General features: G+C 64.1%; 28 protein-coding genes and 1 tRNA gene. 27 read left to right on the top strand and 2 right to left on the bottom strand.

What is annotated here, in order from left to right; all coding sequences use genetic code 11:
- Genes pilV through UB43_RS11080 form a run of 5 tightly spaced genes read left to right on the top strand, consistent with a single transcriptional unit; the run spans position 1 to position 5,717 of the window.
- Entirely contained in the window at positions 1-552 is a 552-nt protein-coding gene (pilV, locus tag UB43_RS11100) for a type IV pilus modification protein PilV (protein WP_045211305.1), read from the top strand.
- Positions 549-1,667, top strand: a complete 1,119-nt coding sequence (locus tag UB43_RS11095; protein WP_045210566.1) for a PilW family protein — start codon at positions 549-551, stop codon at positions 1,665-1,667. Before pilV ends, UB43_RS11095 begins: the two co-directional genes overlap by 4 nt.
- Positions 1,664-2,152, top strand: a complete 489-nt coding sequence (locus UB43_RS11090) for a PilX N-terminal domain-containing pilus assembly protein (protein WP_045210564.1) — start codon at positions 1,664-1,666, stop codon at positions 2,150-2,152. Before UB43_RS11095 ends, UB43_RS11090 begins: the two co-directional genes overlap by 4 nt.
- A 2-nt stretch (positions 2,153-2,154) precedes the next feature.
- Positions 2,155-5,205 carry a pilus assembly protein gene (locus tag UB43_RS11085; protein WP_256205148.1) on the top strand — a complete coding sequence of 1,017 codons (3,051 nt, stop codon included), beginning with the start codon at positions 2,155-2,157 and terminating at the stop codon, positions 5,203-5,205.
- 11 nt (positions 5,206-5,216) lie between these two features.
- A complete protein-coding gene (locus tag UB43_RS11080; protein WP_045210561.1) occupies positions 5,217-5,717 on the top strand; it encodes a GspH/FimT family pseudopilin in 501 nt (166 codons plus the stop codon).
- A 120-nt stretch (positions 5,718-5,837) separates the two neighbouring features.
- Here the strand turns inward: UB43_RS11080 and UB43_RS11075 are convergent.
- A tRNA-Leu gene (locus UB43_RS11075) sits at positions 5,838-5,923 on the bottom strand.
- Positions 5,924-6,028: 105 nt separating this feature from the next.
- On the opposite strand from UB43_RS11075, the gene queA reads away from it, so the two are divergent.
- The 6 genes from queA to UB43_RS11045 all read left to right on the top strand — a co-directional run bounded on the left by queA (position 6,029) and on the right by UB43_RS11045 (position 12,134).
- Positions 6,029-7,072 carry a tRNA preQ1(34) S-adenosylmethionine ribosyltransferase-isomerase QueA gene (gene queA, locus UB43_RS11070; protein WP_045210558.1) on the top strand — a complete coding sequence of 348 codons (1,044 nt, stop codon included), beginning with the start codon at positions 6,029-6,031 and terminating at the stop codon, positions 7,070-7,072.
- Between the two features lie 12 nt (positions 7,073-7,084).
- Positions 7,085-8,203: a tRNA guanosine(34) transglycosylase Tgt gene (gene tgt / locus UB43_RS11065; RefSeq protein WP_138525109.1), complete on the top strand. Its 1,119-nt coding sequence runs from the start codon at positions 7,085-7,087 to the stop codon at positions 8,201-8,203.
- 38 nt (positions 8,204-8,241) lie between these two features.
- Positions 8,242-8,583 carry a preprotein translocase subunit YajC gene (gene yajC / locus UB43_RS11060; protein WP_017522301.1) on the top strand — a complete coding sequence of 114 codons (342 nt, stop codon included), beginning with the start codon at positions 8,242-8,244 and terminating at the stop codon, positions 8,581-8,583.
- A gap of 64 nt (positions 8,584-8,647) precedes the next feature.
- Positions 8,648-10,510: a protein translocase subunit SecD gene (gene secD, locus UB43_RS11055; protein ID WP_045210553.1), complete on the top strand. Its 1,863-nt coding sequence runs from the start codon at positions 8,648-8,650 to the stop codon at positions 10,508-10,510.
- 10 nt (positions 10,511-10,520) lie between these two features.
- Positions 10,521-11,438, top strand: a complete 918-nt coding sequence (gene secF, locus UB43_RS11050; protein WP_045210550.1) for a protein translocase subunit SecF — start codon at positions 10,521-10,523, stop codon at positions 11,436-11,438.
- Positions 11,439-11,597: 159 nt separating this feature from the next.
- Entirely contained in the window at positions 11,598-12,134 is a 537-nt protein-coding gene (locus UB43_RS11045; RefSeq protein WP_037010115.1) for a glycine zipper 2TM domain-containing protein, read from the top strand.
- A gap of 212 nt (positions 12,135-12,346) precedes the next feature.
- Here the strand turns inward: UB43_RS11045 and suhB are convergent, their stop codons facing one another.
- The gene (gene suhB, locus UB43_RS11040; RefSeq protein WP_045210547.1) at positions 12,347-13,162 is read right to left on the bottom strand and encodes an inositol-phosphate phosphatase; all 816 of its coding nucleotides are present in this window, start codon (positions 13,160-13,162) and stop codon (positions 12,347-12,349) included.
- Between the two features lie 146 nt (positions 13,163-13,308).
- On the opposite strand from suhB, the gene trmJ reads away from it, so the two are divergent.
- The 16 genes from trmJ (at position 13,309) to hisS (ending at position 26,591) form a co-directional block, all read left to right on the top strand.
- On the top strand, positions 13,309-14,088 hold the full coding sequence (trmJ, locus tag UB43_RS11035; RefSeq protein ID WP_045210545.1) for a tRNA (cytosine(32)/uridine(32)-2'-O)-methyltransferase TrmJ: 780 nt from the start codon (positions 13,309-13,311) through the stop codon (positions 14,086-14,088).
- The gene (gene cysE, locus UB43_RS11030) at positions 14,081-14,860 is read left to right on the top strand and encodes a serine O-acetyltransferase (protein ID WP_045210543.1); all 780 of its coding nucleotides are present in this window, start codon (positions 14,081-14,083) and stop codon (positions 14,858-14,860) included. Before trmJ ends, cysE begins: the two co-directional genes overlap by 8 nt.
- A gap of 140 nt (positions 14,861-15,000) precedes the next feature.
- A complete protein-coding gene (gene iscR, locus UB43_RS11025) occupies positions 15,001-15,495 on the top strand; it encodes a Fe-S cluster assembly transcriptional regulator IscR (RefSeq protein WP_017522294.1) in 495 nt (164 codons plus the stop codon).
- A gap of 28 nt (positions 15,496-15,523) precedes the next feature.
- Complete coding sequence (locus UB43_RS11020; RefSeq protein WP_045210541.1) at positions 15,524-16,738, top strand: IscS subfamily cysteine desulfurase; 1,215 nt, start codon at positions 15,524-15,526, stop codon at positions 16,736-16,738.
- A gap of 27 nt (positions 16,739-16,765) precedes the next feature.
- Positions 16,766-17,152, top strand: a complete 387-nt coding sequence (gene iscU, locus UB43_RS11015; RefSeq protein WP_015478505.1) for a Fe-S cluster assembly scaffold IscU — start codon at positions 16,766-16,768, stop codon at positions 17,150-17,152.
- 26 nt (positions 17,153-17,178) lie between these two features.
- On the top strand, positions 17,179-17,502 hold the full coding sequence (gene iscA, locus UB43_RS11010) for an iron-sulfur cluster assembly protein IscA (protein ID WP_024762955.1): 324 nt from the start codon (positions 17,179-17,181) through the stop codon (positions 17,500-17,502).
- Between the two features lie 8 nt (positions 17,503-17,510).
- Positions 17,511-18,032 (top strand): co-chaperone HscB, encoded by a 522-nt coding sequence (gene hscB / locus UB43_RS11005; protein ID WP_045210538.1) that lies wholly within the window; start codon positions 17,511-17,513, stop codon positions 18,030-18,032.
- A 44-nt stretch (positions 18,033-18,076) separates the two neighbouring features.
- A complete protein-coding gene (gene hscA / locus UB43_RS11000) occupies positions 18,077-19,936 on the top strand; it encodes a Fe-S protein assembly chaperone HscA (RefSeq protein WP_045210536.1) in 1,860 nt (619 codons plus the stop codon).
- 6 nt (positions 19,937-19,942) lie between these two features.
- Positions 19,943-20,281: an ISC system 2Fe-2S type ferredoxin gene (gene fdx / locus UB43_RS10995; RefSeq protein ID WP_045210533.1), complete on the top strand. Its 339-nt coding sequence runs from the start codon at positions 19,943-19,945 to the stop codon at positions 20,279-20,281.
- Positions 20,282-20,295: 14 nt separating this feature from the next.
- Positions 20,296-20,496: a Fe-S cluster assembly protein IscX gene (gene iscX / locus UB43_RS10990; protein ID WP_017522288.1), complete on the top strand. Its 201-nt coding sequence runs from the start codon at positions 20,296-20,298 to the stop codon at positions 20,494-20,496.
- Between the two features lie 250 nt (positions 20,497-20,746).
- Positions 20,747-21,178, top strand: coding sequence for a nucleoside-diphosphate kinase (gene ndk / locus UB43_RS10985; RefSeq protein ID WP_024762960.1), 432 nt, complete (start codon positions 20,747-20,749; stop codon positions 21,176-21,178).
- Between the two features lie 27 nt (positions 21,179-21,205).
- The gene (gene rlmN / locus UB43_RS10980; protein ID WP_045211299.1) at positions 21,206-22,354 is read left to right on the top strand and encodes a 23S rRNA (adenine(2503)-C(2))-methyltransferase RlmN; all 1,149 of its coding nucleotides are present in this window, start codon (positions 21,206-21,208) and stop codon (positions 22,352-22,354) included.
- Between the two features lie 16 nt (positions 22,355-22,370).
- Positions 22,371-23,129 carry a type IV pilus biogenesis/stability protein PilW gene (gene pilW, locus UB43_RS10975; RefSeq protein WP_045210529.1) on the top strand — a complete coding sequence of 253 codons (759 nt, stop codon included), beginning with the start codon at positions 22,371-22,373 and terminating at the stop codon, positions 23,127-23,129.
- A complete protein-coding gene (locus UB43_RS10970) occupies positions 23,126-24,169 on the top strand; it encodes a RodZ family helix-turn-helix domain-containing protein (protein ID WP_045210527.1) in 1,044 nt (347 codons plus the stop codon). Before pilW ends, UB43_RS10970 begins: the two co-directional genes overlap by 4 nt.
- 1 nt (position 24,170) lies before the next feature.
- Complete coding sequence (gene ispG, locus UB43_RS10965) at positions 24,171-25,283, top strand: flavodoxin-dependent (E)-4-hydroxy-3-methylbut-2-enyl-diphosphate synthase (protein WP_045210525.1); 1,113 nt, start codon at positions 24,171-24,173, stop codon at positions 25,281-25,283.
- Positions 25,284-25,301: 18 nt separating this feature from the next.
- Positions 25,302-26,591 carry a histidine--tRNA ligase gene (hisS, locus tag UB43_RS10960; RefSeq protein WP_045210523.1) on the top strand — a complete coding sequence of 430 codons (1,290 nt, stop codon included), beginning with the start codon at positions 25,302-25,304 and terminating at the stop codon, positions 26,589-26,591.
- Positions 26,592-26,611 lie beyond the last annotated feature (20 nt).

Here is a 26,611-nt window from a genome sequence, read left to right as displayed (position 1 = left end):
ATGATGACCTCCCGGCAACGCGGCTTCACCCTGATCGAATTGCTCGTCAGCATCCTCATCATCTCGCTGGGCCTGCTCGGTCTGGCCAAGCTGCAGATGCGCATGCAGCTGTCGGATATGGAGTCCTACCAGCGCGCCCAGGCGCTGCTGCTGCTCAATGACATTTCCAGCCGGATGAACGCCAACGCGAAGAACTCTTCCAGCTACGTCACCGGCAGCAGCTCGCCGGTGGGCGCGGGCATGACCTGTCCGACCAGCAGCGGAACCCGCCAGCAGGCGGACCTCGCCGACTGGTGCAACAGCCTGCAGGGCGCGGCGGAAGTGGGAGGCGGCAGCGTGAAGGCCGGCGCCATGCTTGGTGGGCGCGGCTGCATCGAGTCGCTGGGCAGCAATCAGTACCTGATCACCGTGGCCTGGCAGGGCATGTCGCCGATCTCGGCACCGCCTTCGAGTGTGGCTTGCGGCAGTGGCAGCTACAACGGCAGCTCCGGGTGCAGCAGCGATCTGTGCCGGCGCGTGGTCACCACGGTCGTGCGGGTGGCCTCGCTATGAGCGGCGTATCCCGCCACAGGGGCTTCACCCTGGTGGAAATGATGATCGCCGTGACCATCAGCCTGCTGATCATGGTCGCGGTGCTGACGCTCTACCTGAACCTGCGCCGGACCAGTGACGACATGGCCCAGACCAACTCGCTGATCGAGAACGGCCGCTTCGCCGTCGGCCTACTGCAGGAAGACCTGGCTCACGCCGGGTTCTGGAATGGCTATGTACCGCAGTTCGATGACCTGACCGCGACCGATCCGCCGGCCGATTACCCGACGGCTTTGCCGCCGGTGTGCTCGGCCTTCTCGACCTGGACGCAGCAGGACAGGATCAATTCCGTCGGCATCGTGGCACAGACCTTCTCCGCGGTGCCCCCAGGTTGTTCGGCCATCGTCACCAACCTGGCGAGCAATTCCGATGTGCTGGTGGTGCGGCATGTCGATACCTGTTCACCGGGCGTTGGCAATTGCGATGCACTGTCGGCCGGCAAGGTGTATTTCCAGTCGTCCTTCTGCAAGGACGAGACCTTGGGAGCCTTTGTGCTGGACACCACAGGCTTCACCTTGAAGAGCCTCAACTGCCTGTCCGTCGCCGAGCGTCGCAAGTTCGTCATCGATCTGTACTACGTGCGTGATTACGCGGTAAGCGCAGGCGACGGCATACCGACGCTGATGCGCTCAACCTTCGACCTTTCCGGTGGGGCCACGCCGGCCAACGCACTGCAGGCGGCGGTACCACTGATCGAGGGGGTACAGGCTTTCCGCGTCGAGCTGGGCCTCGACAGCCTCAGCAAGTCGAACAATCCGACCGACTACCTCGCGGCGCCGCATTGGGATGACCCCAACACCCGGGTCACCGTGACCAACCGTGGCGATGGCTCGCCTGATGGCAGCTTCGTCCACTGCGGGGCTGGCTCCTGCACGGTGGACCAGCTGGCAAACGTGGTGGAAGCCCGGCTCTACGTCCTGGCTCGCGCCCGTACCCAGACGGCGGGCTACACCTCGGACAAGACCTATGCCCTGGGGGGTTCCACCCTCGGCCCGTTCACCGATGGCTACAAACGGCATCTGTTCACCTCCAGCGCCACGCTGGTGAACGTATCCCGTCGGAGGCAGACGCCATGACGACGCAGCGCAATTCGAGAGCCCAGCAGGGCGCGACCCTGGTGGTCGCCCTGGTGATGTTGCTGATGCTGATGCTGATGGTCGGCAGCGCCTACACCCTCAGCGGCACCAATCTGAAGGCAGTGGGCAACATGCAGTTCCGCAATGAGGCCATTGCCGCGGCTGATGTCGGCATCCAGCGGGTCATCGGCTCGGCTTTCACCGCCGCGCCGACGGCCGAGCAGCTCAACGTCGACATCAATAACGACGGCACCACCGACTACCAGGTTTCCATGGCGTCGCCGGTGTGCATGAGCGCCAGGCCGAGTCCCTCGAATCTGGCTTGTGGTGGTGGCCAGGCAGCCATGTGTTCCACGGGGTGGGACACCGTCTGGGGCCTCAACGCCAACGTCACCGATGCCGTGACCGGCACCTCGGTAAGAGTGCGTTCCGGGGTGCGGGTGCACCTGACCGATTCGCAGAAGATCGCCGCGTGCGGAGCCTGAACATGAACAAGAGCTGCCAGGCCGGAATGCTCCGGCGGATACTCGCCCTCTGCCTCCTGTGTGTCGCCCAGTCGGCCGTCCGCGCCGAGGACATCGACCTGTTCGTCGGCACCCCCACGGGGGCCACGGACGCGCCCAACGTCCTGATCATCCTGGACAACACCGCCAACTGGACCACGCCGTTCAGCAACGAGATGACCGCGCTGGCGTCGGTGGTCAACGGGCTGCAGGTGAACAAGTTCCGTGTCGGCCTGATGCTGTTCACCGAGACCGGTGGCAGCGACAAGGGCAATGACGGCGCCTATGTGCGCGCCGCCATGCGCCTGCTCGACAGCTCGGTCAAGCCCAAGTACCAGACGCTGGTCAGCAGCCTGGACGTAAAGAACGACAAGTCCAACAACGGCAAGGTATCCAAGGCAATGGAGGAGGCCTGGCTGTACTACTCGGCGGGTACGCCCTACGCCGGCAACCAGAAGGCCAAGACCGATTTCACTGGCAACGTCGGCGGCACCACGGCATCCAACGCCATCTACGCGCTGAGCGGTAACGCGCTGTCGTCGAAGGTCGCTACCACCTACAACAACCCGATCGTGGCCGGCTGCGCGAAGAACTTCATCATCTACATCAGTAACGGTGCGGCCCAGGACAATACTGCCGACCTCACCCAGGCCTCCTCGGCCCTCGCCGCGGCGGGGGGCAACACCACCGCGATTCCCATTTCCCCCAGCGGCTCGCAGGACAACATGGCCGACGAGTGGGCGCGCTTCATGAAGAAGAGCACCCAGTCCATCACCACCTACACCGTGGACATCAACAAGGTCACCACAGGCCAGGGGCCCGGCTGGACTGCGCTGCTCAAGAGCATGGCCAACGTCAGCAGTGGCAAGTACTTTGACGTGAGCTCCAGCGGCACGCAGATTTCCGACGCGCTGAATGCCATCTTCTCCGAGATCCAGGCCACCAACAGCGTATTCGCCTCCGTCACCCTGCCGATCAGCGTGAGTTCCCAGAGTACCTACCTGAACCAGGTGTTCGTCGGCATGTTCCGTCCGGACTCCGACTCCTTCCCGCGCTGGCCCGGCAACCTCAAGCAATACAAGGTGGGCGTGGTCAGCAGCCAGCTCACCACGGTGGACGCCAACGGCAACAGTGCAATCAACAGCGGTACCGGTTTCATCACCGAATGCGCCCGCAGCTTCTGGACACCCACCTCGCTGGATAACTACTGGGCCTTCAAGCCCCAGGGCAACTGCCTGACCGTGACCGGGTCCGACGTCTCCAACTATCCCGACGGCAACATCGTCGAGAAAGGCGCGCAGGCCTATGTGCTGCGCCAGGCCAGCTCGCGGACCATGAAGACTTGCGACCCCACCACCTGCACGGCGCTCACCAACTTCAACACCGCCAACACCGCCGTGACCCAGGCGCTGCTGGGGGCGGCGGACGCCACCGAACGGACCAACCTGATCGGCTGGGCCGTCGGCGCCGACAATCAGGACGAGAATCTCAACGCCAACGTCACCGAAATGCGCCCGTCGGTACACGGCGACGTCGTGCACTCGCGTCCTGCGGCGGTCAACTATGGCACCACCTCTTCCCCCCTGGTGGTGGTCTACTACGGTGCCAACGACGGGCTGTTGCACGCCATCAACGGCAATCGCAGCGGCACCGTCGCCGGTGTCTCGGCCGGCAGTGAAATCTGGTCGTTCATGCCGCCGGAGTTCTACCCGCGGATCAAGCGCCTGCGCGACAACACCACCACCATCAGCTTCCCCGGCCATACCACCGGCACGCCGACGCCGCAGCCCAAGGACTACGGCATGGACGGCTCGGTTTCCGTGGTGCAGCAGGGCACCAGCACCTGGATCTACTCGGCCATGCGCCGCGGCGGCCGCTCGCTCTATGCCTTTGACGTGACCACCCCGGCCAGCCCGACCCTGAAGTGGAAGGTCGGTTGCCCCAACATGGCCAATGACACCGGCTGCAGCACCGGCCTGAGCGGCATGGGGCAGACCTGGGCCACGCCCGTTCCTGTCCTCGCGCAAGGCTACGGCAGCGGTGCGTCGACGATCCTGGCCATGGGCGGTGGCTATGACAAGTGCGAGGACGCCGACCCCAATACCTGCACGACGTCCTCCAAGGGCAATCACATCTATTTGATGGATGCCGACACTGGCGCCTTGCTGAAGACCTTCGACACCGATCGCGGGGTGGTCGGCAGCGTCGCGCTGGTCACCAACAGCAGCGGCATGATCGCTTACGGCTACGCCTCTGACCTGGGGGGCAACGTCTACCGGATTTCCGGCGTCGATGCCTTCAGTGCCATCGGCAGCACCGCACCGGCCAACTGGACCATTACCAAGATTGCTTCCCTGGGATGCGCGACGGCTACCTCCTGTACGGCCAACCGCAAGTTCCTCTATGGTCCGGAGGTGGCCTCCGTCAACGGCGAGTTCGTGATCCTGCTGGGCTCCGGCGACCGCGAGAAGCCGCTGCTCACCTACACCTCCGCCGCCAGCGTGGCGAACCGCTTCTATGCCCTGCGTGACAAGCCCAGCGACGTCAACTGGCTGACCCTGGAGAACGCCACCTGCGCCGCCAACCTGATCTGCAACAACTCGCTGCTGCCCATTACCTCCACAGCCACGCCTACCAATACGCAGGTCGCGGCCTACCCCAAAGGCTGGTACCTGGGCCTGCAATCGACCGAGCAGGTAGTGACCTCGGCGCTGCTGCTCTACAACAACATCACCTTCAGCACCCACCAGCCGGCCGTGGCCAGCTCCACCAGCTGCTCCAGCCTGGGCACCGCGCGCGTCTACAACATCAGTTACCTGAACGCCGCCGGCACGGGTGACCAGCGCTTCGGCGTCATCTCCGGCGGCGGCCTGCCTCCGTCACCCGTGGCGGGGCGCGTGCAACTCGACGACGGCAGCCTGAGGGACTTCATCATCGGCGGTTCTTCCGATTCGCCGCTGAAGGTCTCCGAGCCGACCGCGCCGGGCACCAGCCCGCAGCCCAAGTCCTGGGTGTTCTGGGATATCGAGCGATAGGAGGGTAAGCCATGCGTGCGATCAATAGACGCCCAGCCAAGGGTTTCACCCTGCTGGAACTGATGGTGACCCTCGCGGTGCTGGCAATCCTGGTCGGTATCGCCGTGCCTTCGCTGGGCGACGCGACCCTCGCCGGCAAGCTCGCCTCCAGTGCCAACGACCTGGTGGCGGGCGTCGCCATGGGGCGCAGCGAAGCGATCAAGCGCAACACGGTGACCAGCCTGTGCGTATCCAGCAACGGCACCAGTTGCGGCTCCGGCGGCTGGGAGCAGGGCTGGATCGTGATTTCCGGCTCTACCGTGATCCAGAAACATCCCGCCGCGCCGACGGGGTTCAAGGTCACTTCCAACGTCGCCAAGGTCGATTTCCAGCCGACCGGCGTGGGCAACACCCAGGCGAGTATCACCGTCTGCCGCTCCGCTCCCAGCGCGGGGGCGCAGGAGCGGGTGGTGAGCGTCAGTGCCACCGGGCGTGCCTATGTCAGCAAGACGACGACCGGGACCTGTTCCTGAGCGGGTGATCCCTGGCCTTCCCGGTACCTCGCAGGGCAAATCGCAGACAACAAAAAACCGGCCCGAGGGCCGGTTTTTCGTGGGTTTCGACACTTCATCGGAACTGTCGGAACGATGTGGTGGTGCCCCGGGAGAGACTCGAACTCTCACTCTGTCGCCAGAAACGGATTTTGAATCCGCCGCGTCTACCATTCCGCCACCGAGGCAATGGCGCGGCAGTATAGGGAGGCGCTCTGCGTCGGTCAATCGGCTCGCATGGTCAGAAATCGGCATTTCCAGTAAGATGTGCGCCCCTTCGAGAAAGCTCTCCCATGCGCGTCGCTGACTTTCATTTCGACCTGCCCGAGGCGCTGATCGCCCGCCATCCGCTTCCGGAACGCCGCTCCAGCCGACTGCTGGTGCTGGACGGTCCCAGCGGCGAGCTCAGCCACCGGCAATTTGCTGACATCCTCGGCTTCCTCAAGCCGGGTGACCTGATGGTGTTCAACAACACCCGGGTAATCCCTGCCCGCCTGTTTGGCCAGAAGGCTTCCGGTGGCAAGCTGGAAATCCTCGTGGAGCGCGTGCTGGACAGCCATCGCGTGCTGGCCCACGTGCGCTCCAGCAAGTCGCCCAAGCCGGGTTCGAAGATCCTCATCGACGGCGGTGGCGAAGCCGAGATGCTGCAGCGCCACGACGCGCTGTTCGAGCTGGGCTTCAGCGAGGACGTCCTGCCGCTGCTGGAACGCGTCGGGCACATGCCGCTGCCGCCTTATATAGACCGCCCGGATGAAGACGCGGACCGCGAGCGTTACCAGACTGTCTATGCCGAGCGCGCGGGCGCCGTGGCGGCGCCGACCGCCGGCCTGCACTTCGACGAGGCGCTGCTGGAGTCGATCCGCGCCAAGGGCGTGGACACCGCGTTCGTCACCCTGCACGTCGGTGCCGGCACCTTCCAGCCGGTACGCGTGGAGCGCATCGAAGACCACCACATGCACAACGAATGGCTGGAAGTCAGCCAGGACGTGGTTGACGCCGTGGCCGCCTGCAAGGCGCGCGGTGGTCGTGTGGTCGCCGTTGGCACCACCAGCGTGCGTTCGCTGGAAAGCGCGGCCCGTGATGGCGTACTCAAACCCTTCAGTGGCGACACCGATATCTTCATCTTCCCCGGGCGGCCGTTCCACGTGGTCGACGCCCTGGTCACCAACTTCCACCTGCCGGAATCCACCCTGCTGATGCTGGTCTCCGCCTTCGCCGGCTACCCCGAGACCATGGCCGCCTACGCGGCGGCAGTCGAGCAGGGCTATCGCTTCTTCAGCTACGGCGATGCCATGTTCATTACCCGCAACCCGGCACCGCGCGGCCCCGAGGACTGATCCATGAGCTTCATGAAATTCGAACTGCTGGCCACCGAGGGCAAGGCCCGTCGCGGCCGCCTGACTTTCCCCCGCGGCGTGGTGGAAACCCCGGCTTTCATGCCGGTGGGCACCTACGGCACCGTGAAGGGCATGCTCCCGCACGACATCGAGGGCATCGGCGCGCAGATCATCCTCGGCAATACCTTCCACCTGTGGCTGCGTCCGGGCACCGAGGTGATCCAGAAGCACGGCGACCTGCATGACTTCATGCAGTGGAAGGGGCCGATCCTCACCGACTCGGGCGGTTTCCAGGTGTTCAGCCTGGGCGCGCTGCGCAAGATCAAGGAGGAGGGCGTGTACTTCGCTTCGCCGGTGGATGGCGCCAAGGTCTTCATGGGCCCGGAAGAGTCCATGGCGGTGCAGCGCGCACTGGGTTCGGACATCGTGATGATCTTCGACGAGTGCACCCCGTACCCGGCCGAGTTCGACGTCGCCAAGCGCTCCATGGAACTGTCGCTGCGCTGGGCCAAACGCTCGAAAACCGCCCACGGCGACAGCCCTTCGGCGCTGTTCGGCATCGTCCAGGGCGGCATGCACGAAGAACTGCGCATGCGCTCGCTCGAAGGCCTGCAGGAAATCGGCTTCGACGGCCTGGCCATCGGCGGCCTGTCGGTGGGCGAGCCCAAGGAAGAGATGATCCGCGTGCTGGACTTCCTGCCCCAGCACATGCCGGCTGACAAACCTCGTTACCTGATGGGTGTGGGCAAACCCGAAGACCTCGTGGAAGGTGTGCGCCGGGGCGTCGACATGTTCGACTGCGTCATGCCCACCCGCAACGCGCGCAATGGCCACCTTTTCGTTGACACCGGGGTGATCAAGATCCGCAACGCGGTGCACAAGCACGATGAGTCTCCGCTGGACCCGACCTGCGATTGCTACACCTGCAAGCACTTCTCCCGCGCCTACCTCTACCACCTGGACAAGTGCGGCGAAATGCTCGGCAGCATGCTCAATACCATCCACAACTTGCGGCATTATCAGCGGCTTATGGCTGGTTTGCGCGAGGCAATCCAACAGGGTACATTGGCGAACTTTGTCGACGCCTTCTACGCCAAGCGCGGCCTTCCCGTGCCGCCGCTGGCGGACTGACCTTATTCATCGAAAAAGCTTTGAGACAGGAGTTTCCAATGAGTTTTCTGATTCCCGCTGCCTACGCTGACGCCGCCGCACCCGCCGCTGCTGCAGGCCCGGCCGGCACTGGCTTCGAGTGGATTTTCCTGGTCGGTTTCCTGGTCATCTTCTACCTGATGATCTGGCGTCCCCAGGCCAAGCGCTCGAAAGAGCACAAGAACCTGCTGTCCGGCCTGCAGAAGGGTGATGAAGTCGTCACTTCCGCCGGTATCGCCGGCAAGGTGACCAAGGTCGCCGAGGACTTCGTCGTCGTCGAGGTTTCCGACAACGTCGAGCTGAAGTTCCAGAAGGCCGCGATCGCCGCGACCCTGCCGAAAGGCACCCTGAAGGCGATCTGATCCACCTCTTAGAAACCCAACCGACGGGGCGCAAGATGCGCCCCGCGTCATAACGGGCGGTGTCATGCTCAACAAGTATCCCCTGTGGAAGTATCTGCTGATCCTGGCGGTCCTGGCCGTCGGTTTCATCTATTCCGCACCCAACCTCTATCCGGACGATCCGGCCGTCCAGATCAGTGGCGCGAGCACCGCGCTGCAGGTCACCCAGGCCGACGTGGACAAGGCCAGCAAGGCGCTCGCCGATGCCGGCATCGCCGTCAAGGCGGGCTCGCTGGGCAAGAACAGCGGCCTGATCCGCCTGGCCAAGCAGGAAGACCAGCTGCCGGCCAAGGACATCGTCCGCCGCGCGCTGGGGGACGACTACGTAGTCGCCCTGAACCTGGCCCAGACCACGCCGAACTGGCTGCGCAATATCGCCGCCCACCCGATGAAGCTGGGTCTGGACCTGTCCGGTGGTGTGCACTTCCTGCTGGAAGTGGACATGGAAAAAGCCGTCGACGCTCGTATGAAGGTGTACGAGAACGAGGTCAAGAGCGCCCTGCGTAAAGAGCGCGTGCGCTACCGCAGCCTGCCTGTGCAGGACGGCGGCATCCAGCTGGGCTTCACCGAGGAAGCCGACCTGGACAAGGCCAAGTCGATCATCGCCAAGGATTTCCGCGATTTCGAAACCGCCCAGAGCGAGCGTAATGGCATGCAGGTCCTGCGCCTGGCCATGACCGCCACCAAGCTGGCCGAAATCCGCGAATACTCGATCAAGCAGAACCTCACCACCGTCCGCAACCGCGTGAACGAGCTGGGCGTGTCCGAGCCGCTGGTGCAGCGTCAGGGCGCCAACCGCATCGTCGTCGAGTTGCCGGGCGTGCAGGATACCGCCGAAGCCAAGCGTATCCTCGGCAAGACCGCCAACCTGGAGTTCCGCCTGGCCGCCGAGCCGGATGCGATCAAGTCCTCCACCGAGACCTTCGATTTCCGCGAGCCGCGTCGTCCGCCGGCGAGCCTGGAACGTGGCGTGATCATCACCGGTGACCAGGTCACTGACGCCAGTGCCAGCTTCGACGAGAACGGCCGTCCGCAGGTGAACATCCGTCTGGATGGCCACGGCGGCGAGCTGATGAATCGTGCGACCCGCAACAACGTCGGCCGCAGCATGGCCGTGGTGTTCATCGAGCAGAAGCCGATCACCCGCTACACCAAGCAGGTCGTCGACGGCGTCGAGCAGGAAGTCGCCGTTCCGGCGTTCAAGGAAGAGAAGCAGATCATCAGCCTGGCGACCATCCAGTCGCCGCTGGGCAACCAGTTCCGCATCACCGGCCTGGACGCTCCGGGCGAGTCCTCGGAACTGGCCCTGCTGCTGCGCGCCGGTGGCCTGGCTGCGCCGATGTACTTCGCTGAAGAACGCACCATCGGCCCGAGCCTGGGTGCTGACAACATCGCCAAGGGCATCGACGCTTCCCTGTGGGGCATGGTCTTCGTTTCCCTGTTCATCATCGTCATTTACCGCTTCTTCGGCGTGATCGCCACCGTCGCCCTGGCCTTCAACATGGTCATGCTGGTGGCGCTGATGTCGATCCTCGGCGCGACCCTGACCCTGCCGGGTATCGCGGGTATCGTGTTGACCATGGGTATGGCGGTGGACGCCAACGTGCTGATCTTCTCGCGGATACGCGAGGAGCTGGCGGCGGGCATGTCGACGCAGCGGGCGATCCATGAAGGCTTCAACCGTGCCTTCACCGCGATCATCGACGCCAACCTGACCTCGCTGCTGGTCGGCGGCATCCTCTACGCCATGGGCACCGGCCCGGTGAAGGGCTTCGCCGTGACCATGTCCCTGGGTATTCTCACCTCGATGTTCACTGCCATCATGGTCACCCGCGCAATGGTGAACCTGATCTACGGCGGCCGCGACGTTAAGAAGCTGTGGATCTAAGGGGCCAGAGATGAATATCAAGATCGGTACTATCAACTTCATGGGCGTGCGCAACATTGCGTTCGCCGCGACCCTGATCCTGACCCTGATCGCCCTCGGCAGCTGGGTCTTCAAAGGCATCAACTTCGGCCTGGACTTCACCGGCGGTACGTCGATCAAGCTGACCTACGAGCAGCCGGCCGACCTCTCCAAGGTGCGTGAGCAACTGGTCGCCGCTGGTTACAGCGAGGCCGTGGTACAGAGCTTCGGCGACACCAAGGACGTGCTGGTGCGTATGCCCAGCGAAGACCCGGAGCTGGGCAAGAAGGTCGCCACTGCGCTGCAGAAGGCCGATGCTTCCAACCCGGCCAAGGTCAATGGCGTCGAGTACGTCGGTCCGCAGGTCGGTGAAGAGCTGCGCGACCAGGGCGGCCTCGGCATGCTCCTGGCGCTGGGCGGCATCCTCCTGTACGTGGGCTTCCGCTTCCAGTGGAAGTTCGCCCTGGGTGCGATCCTCTCGCTGATCCACGACGCCATCATCGTGATGGGCGTGCTGTCGTTCTTCCAGATCACCTTTGACCTGACGGTGCTCGCCGCGGTACTGGCGGTGGTGGGCTACTCGCTGAACGACACCATCGTGATCTTCGACCGGGTGCGCGAGAACTTCCGCGTACTGCGCAAGGCCAGTCTGATCGAGAACATCAACATCTCGACCAGCCAGACCCTGCTGCGGACCATTGCCACCTCGGTGTCGACCCTGCTGGCGATCGCCGCTCTGCTGTTCTTCGGCGGCGACAACCTGTTCGGCTTCTCCATCGCCCTGTTCGTCGGTGTCATGGCGGGTACCTACTCGTCGATCTACATCGCCAACGTGGTGCTGATCTGGCTGAACCTGTCCAGCGAGGACCTGATTCCTCCGCCGAGCAAGGAAGCCGACGAACGCCCGTAATAGAGCGTTCCCAGCCTTCCAGAGAAAACTCCCGCTTCGGCGGGAGTTTTCATTTGTAGGCGCTGTGTCACGAAACGACCGGAACTTTCTTACAAATCGATTGCTCCAAGGCAGGGTAAAGGGCGAGGCCCGAATGAGAAGAAAGACCAGGAGAACCCTATGAACAAGTCGTTGCTAATCGGTACCGTGCTGGGCGCTGTAGGCGTGACTGCCGGTGGCGCCGTGGCTACCTACAGTCTGGTGGACCGTGCGCCGCAATACGCCGAGGTGCTCGCCGTTCAACCGGTCAAGGAAACCATCAAGAATCCGCGCCAGGTCTGCAAGGACGTGGCGGTGACCCACCAGCGTCCGGTCAAGGACCAGCATCAGATTGCCGGTACGGCGATTGGCGCGATCGCTGGCGGCCTGCTGGGTAACCAGATCGGCGGCGGCAATGGCAAGAAGATCGCCACCGTGGCAGGCGCCATCGGCGGCGGCTATGCCGGCAACAAGGTGCAGGAAGGCATGCAGGAGCGTGACACCTACACCACTACCGAAACCCGCTGCAGCACCGTCAATGACACCAGCGAGAAGGTCGTCGGCTACGACGTGAAGTACCTGCTCGATGGCAAGGCTGGTCAGGTCCGCATGGACCGCGATCCGGGCTCGCAGATTCCGGTCGACAAGAGCGGCCGACTGGTCCTGGGCCAGCAATAAGCTGTCGCCAGGAGTGAACGGAAAAAGGCGCCCACCGGGCGCCTTTTCTTTTGGGGCTTTTCGTAGGAGCGAGCTTGCTCGCGAACCGTCTCAACCCCCCCTCGTGCCAGGATGAAAAGCTTCGCGAGCAAGCTCGCTCCTACAGGGCTCGTTCTGTCTTGCAGGCACAAAAAAGCCCGGCGTCGCCGGGCTTTTTCTGGTGCCGCTCAGGCTCAGCGCTTGAGCGAGGCCGGCAGGTGCGGCTGGATGCTGGTCAGCAGCGCCTTGAAGCACTTGGTGTTGCCAGCAACGATCTGGCCTTTCTCGAGGAACTCGTGGCTGCCGGTGAAATCGCTCACCAGGCCGCCCGCTTCCTGGATCAGCAGGGCGCCGGCTGCCATGTCCCACTCGGACAGGCCGAACTCCCAGAAGGCGTCGTAGCGACCGGCGGCGACGTAGGCCAGGTCCAGGCTGGCGGCGCCGGCGCGGCGGATGCCGGCGGTCTGGCCGACCAGGCTGCGGAACATGCCCAGGTAGGCGTCCAGGTTGTCCATCTGGCTGTCACGGAACGGGAAACCGGTGCCGAGCAGGGCGCCTTCGAGGCTCTTGCGGTTGCTGACGCGCAGGCGACGACCGTTCAGTGCGGCGCCACGGCCACGGCTGGCGGTGAATTCTTCCTGGCGGACCGGGTCGAGGACCACGGCGTGCTCGAGGCGACCGCGGTATTTGCAGGCGATGCTGACGGCGTAGTGCGGAACGCCGTGGATGAAGTTGGTGGTGCCATCGAGAGGGTCGATGATCCACAGGTAGTCGGCGCCTTCGCCGCTGCCTTCGAGCATGCCGCCTTCTTCGCCCATGATCCCGTGGTTCGGGTAGGCCTTGCGCAGGGCGGTGACGATGGAGAGTTCGGCGGCGCGATCGACTTCGGTGACGTAGTCGTTGGCTTCTTTCTCGTTGACCGACAGGGTGTCCAGGCGTTCGATGGAGCGGAAGATCAGTTCACCGGCGCTGCGAGCGGCGCGCAGGGCGATATTCAGCATAGGCTGCATGGAGAGGTCACCTGGGTCGTTAAAGAAAGCCGGACATTCTAGCAGAAAGCCATGGAGTTCATAGAGCGACCTGTCGCCTGCGTGGCGCAAGCCCCACTGCTGCGGTAGGATTCCCTCCCTTTTTCGCTTTTGTGTGGAGTCGCGCGTTGCTCGACAAAATTCGCGTGGTGCTGGTCAACACCAGCCATCCCGGCAATATCGGCGGTACGGCCCGTGCGATGAAGAACATGGGCCTGTCGCGCCTGGTCCTGGTCGATCCGATGGATTTCCCCAGCGGCGAGGCCCGTGCCCGCGCTTCCGGCGCCGATGACATTCTCGATGCGGCCGTGGTCGTTCCCACCCTGGAGGATGCCCTGGCGGGCTGCAGCCTGGTGCTGGGCACCAGCGCGCGCGATCGCCGCATTCCCTGGCCGCTGCTCGATCCCCGCGAGTGCGCCACCACCAGCCTGGAGCACGTCCAGCAGGGGGGTGAGGTTGCGCTGGTGTTCGGTCGCGAATACGCCGGCCTGACCAACGAGGAGCTGCAGCGATGTCAGTTCCACGTGCACATCCCGGCCAATCCCGAGTTCAGCTCGCTGAACCTGGCGACGGCGGTGCAGGTGCTGGTCTACGAGGTGCGCATGGCCTGGCTGGCCGCTGAGGGGCAGCCGACCAAGCACGAGAAGGTCGAGTCCACGGCGATGCTCAACAGCGTCCCGGTGACGTCGGATGAACTGGAGCGCTTCTATGCGCACCTGGAATCGACCCTGGTGGATATCCAGTTCCTCGACCCGCAGAAGCCGCGCCACCTGATGTCGCGCCTGCGTCGCCTGTACGGCCGCAGCGGCGTCAGCAAGCTGGAGATGAATATCCTGCGGGGTATTCTCACCGAGACACAGAAAGCTGCCCGCGGGGAGCTTTCCAAGCGGAGTGATGAAGATGTTTGAGCGTGTACGCGAAGATATCCAGAGCGTATTCCATCGAGATCCTGCGGCGCGCAACGCCTTCGAGGTGCTCACCTGCTATCCGGGCCTGCATGCCGTGTGGCTGCATCGCCTGGCTCATGGCCTGTGGACGTCCGGCTGGAAGTGGCTGGCGCGCATGGTATCGAACTTCGGTCGCTGGATGACCGGCATCGAGATCCATCCGGGCGCGAAGATCGGTCGCCGCTTTTTCATCGACCATGGCCTGGGCATCGTCATCGGTGAAACTGCCGAGATCGGTGATGACGTGACCATCTATCAGGGTGTCACCCTGGGCGGCACCAGCTGGAACAAGGGCAAGCGTCACCCGACCCTGGCCGACGGCGTGGTGGTGGGGGCGGGCGCCAAGGTGCTTGGTCCGTTCACCGTCGGTGCCGGCGCCAAGGTCGGTTCCAATGCCGTGGTCACCAAGGAAGTACCGCCTGGCGCTACCGTTGTGGGTATTCCCGGCCGCATCATCGTCAAGGATGACTCGGATCAGGCTGCCAAGCGCCAGGCCATGGCAGAAAAGCTCGGGTTCGATGCCTATGGCGTCAGCCAGGACATGCCCGACCCGGTGGCCCGCGCCATCGGCCAGTTGCTCGACCACCTGCAGGCGGTCGATGGTCGTCTGGAAGGCATGTGCAAGGCTCTGACAGCTCTGGGTAGCGACTACTGTGCGAAAGATCTTCCGGTTCTGCGGGAAGAAGACTTCGCCGGAGTCAAGGACGAGGAGAGCAGCAAGTCGGCGCAGTGATGCGCCGGCCCTGGCATTGCTGCTACAATACGCCGCCGTTCGCTGGCTAATTCCGACTAAAGTAATAGGTCTTATAGTTGACTTAAATAGTCGGAAAAGAGCATACTCCCGCCATACCAGCGATTCTTCCGGATTTCCCCATGCGATTGACCACCAAAGGCCGCTATGCCGTCACCGCCATGCTCGATCTGGCGTTGCACGCCCAGCGTGGCCCGGTTTCTCTCGCCGATATCTCCGAGCGCCAGGGTATCTCCCTGTCCTACCTGGAACAGCTGTTCGCCAAGTTGCGCCGTGGCAACCTGGTGGTCAGCGTGCGTGGTCCGGGCGGCGGCTACCAGCTGTCCCGCGACATGACCGGCATCCACGTCGCCCAGGTGATCGATGCAGTCAACGAGTCGGTCGACGCCACCCGCTGTCAGGGGCAGGGCGACTGCCACTCCGGCGATACCTGCCTGACCCACCACCTGTGGTGCGACCTCAGCCAGCAGATTCACGAGTTCCTCAGCGGCATCAGCCTGGCCGACCTGGTCGAGCGCCGCGAAGTTCAAGAGGTCGCCCAGCGCCAGGACGAGCGTCGCTGCTCGGGTACCAAGCCGCTGCGCCTCGACAAGATTGAAGCGTCCGCCATCGATTGAGCGAACGCCCGCCTGTAGGAGTTACCTGATGAGATTGCCGATTTACCTCGACTACTCCGCCACCACCCCGGTGGATCCGCGTGTCGCTCAGAAAATGGCCGACTGCCTGCTGGTTGATGGCAATTTCGGCAACCCGGCCTCGCGTTCCCACCTCTTCGGCTGGAAAGCCGAGGAAGCGGCTGAGAACGCCCGTCGCCAGGTCGCCGAACTGGTCAATGCCGACCCCCGCGAGATCGTCTGGACTTCCGGTGCTACCGAGTCCGACAACCTTGCCGTCAAGGGTGTCGCGCACTTCTACGCGACCAAGGGCAAGCACATCATCACCTCGAAGATCGAGCACAAGGCGGTCCTGGATACCTGCCGCCAGCTGGAGCGCGAAGGCTTCGAAGTGACCTACCTGGAACCGACTCCCGAGGGCATCATCACCCCGGCGATGGTCGAGGCCGCCCTGCGTGACGACACCATCCTGGTTTCGGTCATGCATGTGAACAACGAAGTCGGCAGCATCAACGACATCGCCGCCATCGGCGAGCTGACCCGCGCCCGCGGCATCCTGCTGCACGTCGACGCCGCTCAGTCGGCCGGCAAGGTGGACATCGACCTGGAGAAACTCAAGGTCGACCTGATGTCCTTCTCTGCCCACAAGGTCTATGGCCCCAAAGGCATGGGTGCGCTTTACGTGCGCCGCAAGCCGCGCGTGCGCCTGGAAGCCCAGATGCACGGTGGCGGCCACGAGCGCGGCATGCGTTCGGGCACCCTGGCGACCCACCAGATCGTCGGCATGGGCGAAGCCTTCCGCATCGCCAAGGAAGAAATGCACCAGGAAATGGCCCGCATCGAAGGCCTGCGCAAGCGCTTCTTCGATCAGGTGCAGGACCTGGAAGAGCTGTACCTCAACGGCAGCCCGACTTCCTACGCGCCGAACATCCTCAACGTCAGCTTCAACTACGTCGAAGGCGAGTCGCTGATGATGTCGCTCAAGGACCTGGCCGTTTCGTCCGGTTCCGCCTGCACCTCGGCCTCGCTGGAGCCGTCCTACGTGCTCCGCGCCCTGGGTCGCAACGACGAGCTGGCGCACAGCTCCATCCGTTTCAGCTTCGGCCGCTTCACCACTGAAGAAGAGGTCGATTACGCCGCCAAGAAGGTGGTGGAAGCCGTTTCCAAGCTGCGTGAGCTCTCGCCGCTGTGGGATATGTTCAAAGAGGGTGTCGACCTGTCCAAGGTCGAATGGCAGGCCCACTGACCCGCCCCATAGAAGTGAGGATTAGCCATGGCTTACAGTGACAAGGTCATCGACCACTACGAAAACCCGCGCAACGTCGGCAAGCTCAACGCCGAAGATCCGGATGTCGGCACCGGCATGGTCGGTGCTCCCGCTTGCGGCGACGTGATGCGCCTGCAGATCAAGGTCAACGAGCAGGGCGTCATCGAAGACGCCAAGTTCAAGACCTACGGCTGCGGTTCGGCCATCGCCTCCAGCTCCCTCGCCACCGAGTGGATGAAGGGCAAGACCCTGGACGAAGCCGAATCGATCAAGAACACCACCATCGCCGAAGAACTGGCCCTGCCGCCGGTGAAGATCCACTGCTCGGTACTCGCCGAGGACGCCATCAAGGCGGCCGTGCGCGACTACAAGCAGAAGAAAGGTCTGCTCTGAAGCGATTCGTTGAGTAAGGAGTTCCCATGGCCATCAGCATGACCGAAGCCGCCGCCAACCACGTTCGCCGCTCCCTCGAAGGGCGCGGCAAGGGCGAGGGCATTCGTCTTGGCGTGCGTACCACCGGCTGTTCGGGCCTTGCCTACGTGCTGGAGTTCGTCGACGAACTGGCAGCCGAGGACGAGGTGTTCGAGAGCCACGGCGTGAAGGTCATCATCGACCCGAAAAGCCTGGTCTACCTCGACGGCACGGAGTTGGACTTCACCAAGGAAGGCCTCAACGAGGGCTTCAAGTTCAACAACCCGAACGTGCGCGGTGAGTGTGGCTGCGGCGAAAGCTTCAACGTCTGAGGCTGGGTGTGGGTAGTCCCTGTCACTTCGCGCTGTTCGACCTGCAGCCGGGCTTCCGGATCGATCTGGAAGCCCTCGGCAATCGCTACCGGGAGCTGGTGCGCACCGTCCATCCGGACCGCTTCGCCGATGCTTCCGAGCGCGAGCAGCGACTGGCGCAGGCCAAGGCCGCTGAACTCAACGATGCCTACCAGACGCTGAAGAGCGTTCCGCGTCGTGCCCTGTACCTGCTGGCCCTGCGCGGCGATTCGCTGCCGCTGGAAGCCACGGTGCAGGACTCGGAGTTCCTCCTGCAGCAGATGCAGTTGCGCGAGGACCTGGAAGACCTGCAGAACAGCGCCGATCTTGATGGCGTGGCGCAGTTCAAGCGTCAGCTGAAGTCCGCCCAGCAGCGTCTGGAAGAGGATTTCGCCGATTGCTGGGATGATGCCGGCCGTCGAGAACTGGCCGAGCGTCTGGTTCGCCGCATGCAGTTCCTCGACAAGCTGGCGCAGGAAGTGCGGCAGCTGGAAGAGCGACTCGACGATTAATCCGCGCGGCCCGCGCCGCGCCCGATAGCCTGATTAGAAACCGCATGGCCCTACTGCAGATCGCCGAGCCCGGACAAAGTCCCCAGCCACACCAGCGTCGCCTGGCGGTGGGGATCGACCTGGGCACCACGAATTCCCTGGTCGCTGCCGTGCGCAGCGGCGTCGCAGCACCCTTGCCCGATGATCGCGGCGAAGTGATCCTGCCGTCTGCGGTGCGCTATCTCGCCGATCGCATCGAGGTGGGCGAGAGCGTTCGCGCCAACGCCTCGCAGGATCCGCTGAACTCCATCATCTCGGTCAAGCGCTTCATGGGGCGCGGCCTGGAAGATGTGAAGCAACTGGGCGGCCAACTGCCGTACCGCTTCACCCAGGGCGAATCGCACATGCCCTTCATCGAGACTGTCCAGGGTGCCAAGAGCCCGGTGGAAGTCTCGGCTGAGATCCTCCGTGTCCTGCGTCAGCGCGCCGAGTCCACCCTGGGTGGCGAGCTGGTCGGCGCGGTGATCACCGTTCCCGCCTATTTCGACGACGCCCAGCGTCAGGCCACCAAGGACGCCGCGCGTCTGGCCGGCCTGCACGTGCTGCGCCTGCTCAACGAGCCGACCGCTGCCGCCGTCGCCTACGGCCTGGACAAGAATGCCGAAGGCCTGGTCGCCATCTACGACCTGGGCGGCGGCACTTTCGATATCTCCATCCTGCGCCTGACTCGGGGTGTCTTCGAGGTCCTGGCCACCGGCGGCGACACCGCCCTGGGCGGCGACGATTTCGACCATGCCATCGCCGGCTGGATCATCGAGCAGTCCGGTATCTCGGCTGACCTTGATCCGGGCGCCCAGCGCCTTCTGCTGCAGACTGCCTGTGCCGCCAAGGAAGCCCTGACCGATAGCGCCAGCGTTGCCGTCGCCTACGGCAGCTGGACCGGTGAGCTGACCCGCGCCCGGATGGACTCCCTGATCGACCCGATGATCCAGCGCAGCCTCAAGTCCTGCCGCCGTGCCGTGCGTGATTCGGGCATCGAGCTGGAAGAAGTCAGCGCCGTGGTCATGGTCGGTGGTTCCACCCGCGTGCCGCGCGTTCGCGAGCTGGTGGGCGAGCTGTTCGGTCGCGAGCCGCTGACCGATATCGACCCGGACCAGGTGGTCGCCATCGGTGCCGCCATCCAGGCTGATGCCCTGGCCGGCAACAAGCGTGGCGAAGAGCTGCTGCTGCTGGACGTGATTCCCCTGTCGCTCGGCCTGGAAACCATGGGCGGGCTGATGGAGAAGGTGATTCCGCGCAACACCACCATCCCGGTGGCGCGTGCCCAGGAGTTCACCACCTACAAGGATGGCCAGACGGCCATGATGATTCACGTGCTGCAAGGCGAGCGTGAGCTGGTCAAGGACTGCCGGTCCCTGGCGCGCTTCGAGCTGCGCGGCATTCCGCCGATGGTGGCGGGCGCGGCGAAGATCCGCGTCAGCTTCCAGGTCGACGCCGATGGGCTGTTGGGCGTTTCCGCCCGCGAGCTGTCCTCCGGCGTCGAGGCGAGCATCCAGGTCAAGCCGTCCTATGGCCTGACCGACGGCGAGATCGCCCGCATGCTGCAGGATTCCTTCCAGTACGCCGGCGACGACATGGCGGCCCGCGCGCTGCGCGAGCAGCAGGTCGAGGCCCAGCGCCTGCTGGAAGCCGTGCAGTCGGCGCTGGACGCCGATGGTGAGCGCCTGCTCGAGGCGGATGAGCGCCTGGTCATCGATGCCGGCATGGACTCGCTGCGCGAGCTGGCCACCGGCAGCGATGCCACTGCCATCGAACTACAGATCAAGCGTCTGTCCCAGCTGACCGACGCCTTTGCCGCGCGCCGTATGGACGCCACCGTCAAAGCCGCACTGGCCGGTCGCCGGCTCAATGAAATCGAGGAATAAGCGAAGATGCCGCAGATTGTCTTTCTGCCCCACGCCGAACACTGCCCCGAAGGCGCGGTGATCGAAGCCCAGCCGGGCGAAACCATCATGAAGGCGGCGCTGCGCAACGGCATCGAGATCGAGCACGCCTGCGAGATGTCCTGTGCCTGCACCACCTGCCACGTGGTCGTGCGCGAAGGCTTCAACTCCATGGAAGCCTCCGACGAGCTGGAAGACGACATGCTGGACAAGGCCTGGGGTCTGGAGCCGGATTCGCGCTTGTCCTGCCAGGCCGTGGTCGGCGAGAGCGATCTGGTGGTGGAAATCCCGAAATACACCATCAACCAGGTGTCCGAAGGTCACTGAGGCGGAGCGTTCACATGAGTCTGAAATGGGTTGATGTGCTCGAAATCGCCATCCAGCTGGCCGAGTCCAAGCCGGACGTCGATCCGCGCTATGTGAACTTCGTCGATCTGCACCGTTGGGTGCTGGCATTGCCGGAGTTCAGCGACGATCCTTCCCGCGGCGGGGAAAAGGTCCTGGAGGCCATCCAGGCCGCCTGGATCGAAGAAGCCGACTGAGGGCGCGGCTCACCAGAGCCGCGTACCCATTTGTCATGAACCCGCGTATAATTCGCGGGTTTTATCTTTAGGTGAGCTGTCGAAAATTTCCCCGAGGGAGTTTTCCAGTCGCCGGCCCTGTCGCAGTCGGGCCGGTTTCGCGGCTTCCGCCCCACGGGCGCAGCGCGCGGCAAACCCTAGAATCGCAGGAGCTCCTGGCCACGCCAGGGGCTTCTTGGCATTACCAACCTTGCTTTTCGGAGTTATTTCCATGGCCCTGCAACGTACCTTCTCCATCATCAAGCCTGACGCCGTTTCCAAGAACGTCATCGGCGAAATCCTGACCCGCTTCGAGAAAGCCGGCCTGCGCGTCGTCGCTTCCAAGATGGTTCAGCTGTCCGAGCGCGAAGCTGGCGGTTTCTACGCCGAGCACAAAGAGCGTCCCTTCTTCAAGGACCTGGTTTCCTTCATGACCTCCGGCCCGGTCGTTGTTCAGGTTCTGGAAGGCGAAGACGCCATCCTGCGCAACCGTGAGCTGATGGGCGCCACCGATCCGAAGAAAGCTGACGCCGGCACCATCCGCGCCGACTTCGCCGTTTCCATCGACGAGAACGCCGTACACGGTTCCGACTCGGAAGCTTCGGCTGCCCGCGAAATCGCTTACTTCTTCTCCAGCACCGAGGTGTGCGAGCGCATTCGCTGATAACGGCGAATGAGCGAGGGTGAATCCATGACTGATACCGCTGTAAAGGCCAACCTGCTGGGCATGACCAAGCCCCAGCTCGAGGAATTCTTCGAGTCCATCGGTGAAAAGCGCTTCCGCGCCGGCCAGGTGATGCAATGGATTCACCACTTTGGCGCTGTCGAATTCAGCGCCATGACGAACGTCGGCAAGGCCTTGCGCGAAAAGCTCGAGGCCGTTGCCGAAATTCGTCCTCCGGAGATCGTCAGCCAGGACATTTCCGCTGACGGTACCCGCAAGTGGGTGGTGCGCGTGGCCTCGGGCAGTTGCGTCGAGACCGTGTACATCCCGCAGGGCGGCCGCGGCACCCTGTGCGTGTCGTCGCAGGCCGGTTGCGCGCTGGACTGCAGCTTCTGCTCCACCGGCAAGCAAGGCTTCAACAGCGACCTGACCTCCGCCGAGATCATCGGCCAGGTGTGGATCGCCAACCAGTCGTTCGGGACCATCCCGGGCAAGATCGACCGTGCCATCACCAACGTGGTGATGATGGGCATGGGCGAGCCGCTGCTGAACTTCGACAACGTCGTGACCGCCATGAGCATCATGATGGAAGACCTCGGCTACGGCATTTCCAAGCGCAAGGTGACCCTGTCCACCTCTGGCGTGGTGCCGATGATCGACAAGCTCGCCGAAGTGACCGACGTGTCCCTGGCCCTGTCGTTGCACGCGCCGAACGACGAACTGCGCAACAAGCTGGTACCGATCAACAAGAAGTACCCGCTCGAGATGCTGCTCGACTCCTGCTACCGCTACATCACACGCCTGGGCAAGGAGCGCGTGCTGACGATCGAGTACACCCTGCTGGCCGGCGTCAACGACCAGCCCGAGCATGCTGAGCAACTGATCGCACTGCTCAAGGATTTCCCTTGCAAGATCAACCTGATTCCGTTTAATCCGTTCCCGCATTCCGGTTACGAGCGTCCGAGCAACAATGCCATTCGCCGTTTCCAGGACATGCTGCACAAGAGCGGCTTCAACGTGACCGTTCGTACCACTCGTGGCGACGATATCGATGCCGCCTGTGGTCAGCTGGTAGGCCAGGTGATGGACCGCACCCGCCGCAGCGAACGCTATATTGCCGTACGTCAGCTGGCGGCCGATGCCGACCAGACCACGCCAGCTACCAACCGAAACTGAACTAGGGAGGATTCCAATGACCCTGCGCGCCGCGCTGTGCTTACTGTTGGCAACCGTGCTGACGGGTTGCGTGACGACTGGTAAACAGGATCCTCTGAAAACCGAGAAGGGCCGGGACGAGGCGCGTGACGCCTATATCCAGCTCGGCATCGGTTACCTGCAGATGGGCAACACCGAGCAGGCCAAGGTGCCGCTGCGCCAGGCCCTGGAGCTCGACTCCTCCAGCGCCGATGCCCACGCTGCCCTGGCCGTGGTCTATCAGGTCGAGAAAGAGCCCAAGCTCGCCGAGAGCGAATTCCGCAAGGCGCTGTCCGCGCGCTCGGGCGACGCGCGCATCCTGAACAACTATGCGGGCTTCCTGTTCGAGCAGCAGCGTTACCAGGAAGCTTACGACACCTACATGAAGGCCACGGAAGACGGCCTCTATTCCGAACGTTCGCGCATCTTCGAGAACCTCGGTCTGGTGAGCATGAAGCTCAACAACCGCGCTCAGGCCAAGGAATACTTCGAGAAGGCCATTCGCCTGAACCGCAATTCGACGGGGGCGCTGCTCGAACTGGCTGACCTGACCTATCAGGACCGCGAGTACGTGCCGGCTCGGGCCTATTACGAGGAATACCTCAAGCGGGGCCCGCAGACCGCGCGCAGCCTGCTGCTGGGGATTCGACTGGCCAAGATCTACGACGACCGGGATACCGCTGCCAGCTACGGGCTGCAACTCAAGCGCCTGTATCCCGCTTCTCCTGAATACCAGGCATACCAGGCGGATAAATGATGAATACGTCGCAGTCCGATGTCATCGGCACGACCCGCGCCAACCCTGGCGAAACCCTGCGCCAGGCGCGCGAGAACAAGGGCTGGAGCACCGCTCAGGTCGCCGGCCAGCTGAACCTGACCGAGAACGCCCTGCGTTCGCTGGAGCAGGGCTCGTTCGAGCAGTTGCCGGGTCACACCTTCGCCCGTGGTTACATCCGCGCCTACGCCAAGCTGCTGGGCATGGACCAGGCCCAGATGGTCACCGCCTTCGATCAGTACACCGGCACCGACGCTACCGGCAGCAACGTCCAGGCCCTCGGTCGCGTGGTCGAGCCCGTACGCCTGTCGCGTAACCTGCTGCGCCTGTTCAGCCTGGCGCTGCTGGCCGTGCTCATCGGCTTCGGCTACTTCTGGTGGCAGGAGCGCTCTGCGCGCCCGGCCGAGACCGGTAGCCTGAACATGGAGCACGTCGAGGTCGAAAGCGCCGACGGCACCACCGAAATCCACACCCTCGACGAGCCGGAAGACCAGGCTGTCGCCGAGGACCAGGCCAATACTCCGGCTGTTCCGAGCGAGCCGGCCGGCGACAGCGGCGCCGCCGAGGCTCCGACCGAAGGCACTCCGCCGGTCGCTGCCAACCCGGCAGCGCCGGGCGCCCCGGCCGCTGCCGAAACCGCACCGGGCCCGGCCCCGGCGGTTCCCGCCCAGCAACCGACTGCCCAGCAGCCCGTCGCTCCGGCCAGCCCGGCCGCTCCGGCCGCTCCGGTCGCCCCTGTGGCTCCGGAGGCGCCTGCCGCTCCGGTGGTCGCTTCCGCCGGCCAGGGCGTGGTCAAGGTTCAATTCAGCGCCGATTGCTGGACCCAGGTGACCGATGCCGACGGCAAGGTCATCCTCGAGGGCCTCAAGCGCAAGGGTGATTCGCTGGAGGTCGCCGCCAAGGCGCCGGTCCAGCTGCGTCTTGGCTTCGCCCAGGGCGCTCAGGTCAGCTACAACGGCCAGCCGGTCGAAGTCACGCCGGCGCGCGGTGGCACCGCTCGCCTGAAGTTGGGTGGACAGTAAGATGCATTGCGAGTCTCCGATCAAACGTCGCCTGTCCCGCAAGATCTGGGTAGGTAACGTGCCGGTGGGTGGGGATGCCCCCATCGCCGTGCAGAGCATGACCAACACCGATACCCTCGATGTGGCCGCCACTGTGGCGCAGATCCGCCGTCTGGAAGACGCGGGCGCCGACATTGTCCGCGTCTCCGTGCCGGACATGGACGCCGCCGAGGCGTTCGGCAAGATCAAGCAGCAGGTCAGGGTGCCGCTGGTTGCCGACATCCACTTCGACTATAAGATCGCCCTGCGCGTGGCGGAACTGGGCGTTGACTGCCTGCGCATCAACCCGGGCAACATCGGTCGCGAAGACCGCGTGAAGGCCGTGGTCGATGCCGCTCGCGAGCGCAATATCCCGATCCGCATCGGCGTCAACGCCGGCTCCCTGGAGAAGGACCTGCAGAAGAAGTACGGCGAGCCGACCCCCGAGGCGCTGTTGGAATCGGCCATGCGCCACGTCGATCACCTCGACCGCCTGGACTTCCAGAACTTCAAGGTCAGCGTGAAGGCCTCCGATGTGTTCATGGCCGTCGCCGCCTACCGCCTGCTGGCCAAGCAGATCGAACAACCCCTGCACCTGGGCATCACCGAAGCCGGTGGCCTGCGTTCGGGCACCGTGAAGTCCGCCGTGGGCCTGGGCATGCTGCTCGCCGAAGGCATCGGCGACACCATCCGCATCTCGCTCGCCGCCGACCCGGTGGAAGAGATCAAGGTCGGCTTCGACATCCTCAAGTCGCTGCGTCTGCGCTCCCGTGGCATCAACTTCATCGCCTGCCCGAGCTGCTCGCGGCAGAACTTCGATGTGGTCAAGACCATGAACGAGCTGGAAGGCCGCCTGGAGGACCTGCTGGTCCCGCTGGACGTCGCCGTGATCGGCTGTGTGGTCAACGGCCCGGGCGAAGCCAAGGAGGCCCACATCGGCCTCACCGGCGGCACGCCGAGCAACCTGATCTACATCGACGGCAAGCCGGCGCAGAAGCTGCAGAACGATAACCTGGTGGATGAGCTGGAACGGCTGATCCGCGAAAAAGCGGCCGAGAAGGCCGAGGCCGACGCCGCACTCATCGTGCGCGGCTGACCGCAACAAGGATCCTAAGTGAGCAAGTCCCTGCAAGCCATCCGTGGCATGAACGACATCCTGCCGGACCAGACCCCGGCCTGGCGCTATCTGGAGCGCACCTTTGCCGATCTGCTGGACGCCTATGGCTACAGCGAGATCCGCATGCCGATCCTCGAGTTCACTGAACTCTTCGCCCGCGGCATCGGCGAAGGCACCGACGTGGTCGACAAGGAGATGTACACCTTCCTCGACCGCAACGGCGAATCCCTGACCATGCGCCCTGAAGGCACCGCGGGCTGCGTGCGCGCCGTGCTGGAGCACGGCCTGTCCGGTGGCGGCCAGGTACAGAAGCTCTGGTACACCGGCCCGATGTTCCGCTACGAGAAGCCGCAGAAGGGCCGCTACCGCCAGTTCCACCAGATTGGCGTGGAAGTCTTCAACCTGCCCGGCCCGGACATCGATGCCGAGCTGATCATCCTCACCTGGCGCCTGTGGCAGAAGCTGGGCATGGCCGACGCCGTGACCCTGCAGCTGAACACCCTGGGTTCCAGCGAAGCTCGGGCGCGTTTCCGCGAGGACCTGGTGGCCTACCTGCAGGAGCGCTTCGACCAGCTCGACGAAGACAGCCAGCGCCGCATGACCACCAACCCGCTGCGCATCCTCGACAGCAAGGTGGAAAGCACCCAGGCCCTGCTGGTTGGCGCGCCGAGCCTGCACGACTACCTGGATGAAGAGTCGATCGCCCACTTCGAGGGCCTGAAGGCCCGCCTGGATGCGGTCGGCCTGCGCTACGAGATCAACCAGAAGCTGGTGCGCGGCCTGGACTACTACTGCCGCACCGCTTTCGAATGGGTCACCGACAAGCTCGGCGCCCAGGGCACCGTCTGCGGCGGGGGCCGCTACGACGGCCTGGTCAGCCAGTTCGGTGGCAAGCCGACTCCGGGCGTGGGCTTCGCCATGGGCGTGGAGCGCCTGGTGCTGCTGCTGGAAACCCTGGGCGTGGTGCCCGGCGAGCTCAATCGCCCGGCCGACCTCTACGTCTGCGCCTTCGGCGAGCCGGCGGAACTGGCTGCGCTGACCCTGGCCGAAAAACTGCGTGAGGCCATTCCGGGCCTGCGCCTGCTGGTCAACGCCGGCGCCGGCAGCTTCAAGAGCCAGTTCAAGAAGGCCGACAAGAGCGGCGCACAGTTCGCAATGATTCTGGGTGACGACGAACTGGCCAACCGCGTGGTAGGTTTCAAGCCCCTGCGTGGCGAGGGCGAACAACAGAATATCGCCTGGGATGCTCTGCCCGAGCACCTGGCTGCCTGCCTCAAGCAGGCCTGAATCGAGCGGATAGGAGTATT

Source organism: Pseudomonas sp. 21 (assembly GCF_000955805.1).
Lineage (GTDB): Bacteria > Pseudomonadota > Gammaproteobacteria > Pseudomonadales > Pseudomonadaceae > Pseudomonas.
Note: the sequence above shows the minus strand (reverse complement) of the source record. Positions and strands in the feature narration are given on the sequence as shown.

Excerpts from the sequence above, each read along its gene's own strand:
- queA (WP_045210558.1), top strand. The coding sequence starts at position 6,029 with ATGCGCGTCGCTGACTTTCATTTCGACCTGCCCGAGGCGCTGATCGCC.
- cysE (WP_045210543.1), top strand. The coding sequence starts at position 14,081 with ATGTTTGAGCGTGTACGCGAAGATATCCAGAGCGTATTCCATCGAGAT.
- tgt (WP_138525109.1), top strand. The coding sequence starts at position 7,085 with ATGAAATTCGAACTGCTGGCCACCGAGGGCAAGGCCCGTCGCGGCCGC.
- fdx (WP_045210533.1), top strand. The coding sequence starts at position 19,943 with ATGCCGCAGATTGTCTTTCTGCCCCACGCCGAACACTGCCCCGAAGGC.
- suhB (WP_045210547.1), bottom strand. The coding sequence starts at position 13,162 with ATGCAGCCTATGCTGAATATCGCCCTGCGCGCCGCTCGCAGCGCCGGT.
- secD (WP_045210553.1), top strand. The coding sequence starts at position 8,648 with ATGCTCAACAAGTATCCCCTGTGGAAGTATCTGCTGATCCTGGCGGTC.
- iscU (WP_015478505.1), top strand. The coding sequence starts at position 16,766 with ATGGCTTACAGTGACAAGGTCATCGACCACTACGAAAACCCGCGCAAC.
- ispG (WP_045210525.1), top strand. The coding sequence starts at position 24,171 with ATGCATTGCGAGTCTCCGATCAAACGTCGCCTGTCCCGCAAGATCTGG.
- UB43_RS11095 (WP_045210566.1), top strand. The coding sequence starts at position 549 with ATGAGCGGCGTATCCCGCCACAGGGGCTTCACCCTGGTGGAAATGATG.
- yajC (WP_017522301.1), top strand. The coding sequence starts at position 8,242 with ATGAGTTTTCTGATTCCCGCTGCCTACGCTGACGCCGCCGCACCCGCC.
- iscA (WP_024762955.1), top strand. The coding sequence starts at position 17,179 with ATGGCCATCAGCATGACCGAAGCCGCCGCCAACCACGTTCGCCGCTCC.
- UB43_RS11020 (WP_045210541.1), top strand. The coding sequence starts at position 15,524 with ATGAGATTGCCGATTTACCTCGACTACTCCGCCACCACCCCGGTGGAT.
- UB43_RS11080 (WP_045210561.1), top strand. The coding sequence starts at position 5,217 with ATGCGTGCGATCAATAGACGCCCAGCCAAGGGTTTCACCCTGCTGGAA.
- secF (WP_045210550.1), top strand. The coding sequence starts at position 10,521 with ATGAATATCAAGATCGGTACTATCAACTTCATGGGCGTGCGCAACATT.
- ndk (WP_024762960.1), top strand. The coding sequence starts at position 20,747 with ATGGCCCTGCAACGTACCTTCTCCATCATCAAGCCTGACGCCGTTTCC.
- UB43_RS11090 (WP_045210564.1), top strand. The coding sequence starts at position 1,664 with ATGACGACGCAGCGCAATTCGAGAGCCCAGCAGGGCGCGACCCTGGTG.
- iscX (WP_017522288.1), top strand. The coding sequence starts at position 20,296 with ATGAGTCTGAAATGGGTTGATGTGCTCGAAATCGCCATCCAGCTGGCC.
- pilW (WP_045210529.1), top strand. The coding sequence starts at position 22,371 with ATGACCCTGCGCGCCGCGCTGTGCTTACTGTTGGCAACCGTGCTGACG.
- UB43_RS11045 (WP_037010115.1), top strand. The coding sequence starts at position 11,598 with ATGAACAAGTCGTTGCTAATCGGTACCGTGCTGGGCGCTGTAGGCGTG.
- UB43_RS10970 (WP_045210527.1), top strand. The coding sequence starts at position 23,126 with ATGATGAATACGTCGCAGTCCGATGTCATCGGCACGACCCGCGCCAAC.
- UB43_RS11085 (WP_256205148.1), top strand. The coding sequence starts at position 2,155 with ATGAACAAGAGCTGCCAGGCCGGAATGCTCCGGCGGATACTCGCCCTC.
- iscR (WP_017522294.1), top strand. The coding sequence starts at position 15,001 with ATGCGATTGACCACCAAAGGCCGCTATGCCGTCACCGCCATGCTCGAT.
- hscA (WP_045210536.1), top strand. The coding sequence starts at position 18,077 with ATGGCCCTACTGCAGATCGCCGAGCCCGGACAAAGTCCCCAGCCACAC.
- rlmN (WP_045211299.1), top strand. The coding sequence starts at position 21,206 with ATGACTGATACCGCTGTAAAGGCCAACCTGCTGGGCATGACCAAGCCC.
- pilV (WP_045211305.1), top strand. The coding sequence starts at position 1 with ATGATGACCTCCCGGCAACGCGGCTTCACCCTGATCGAATTGCTCGTC.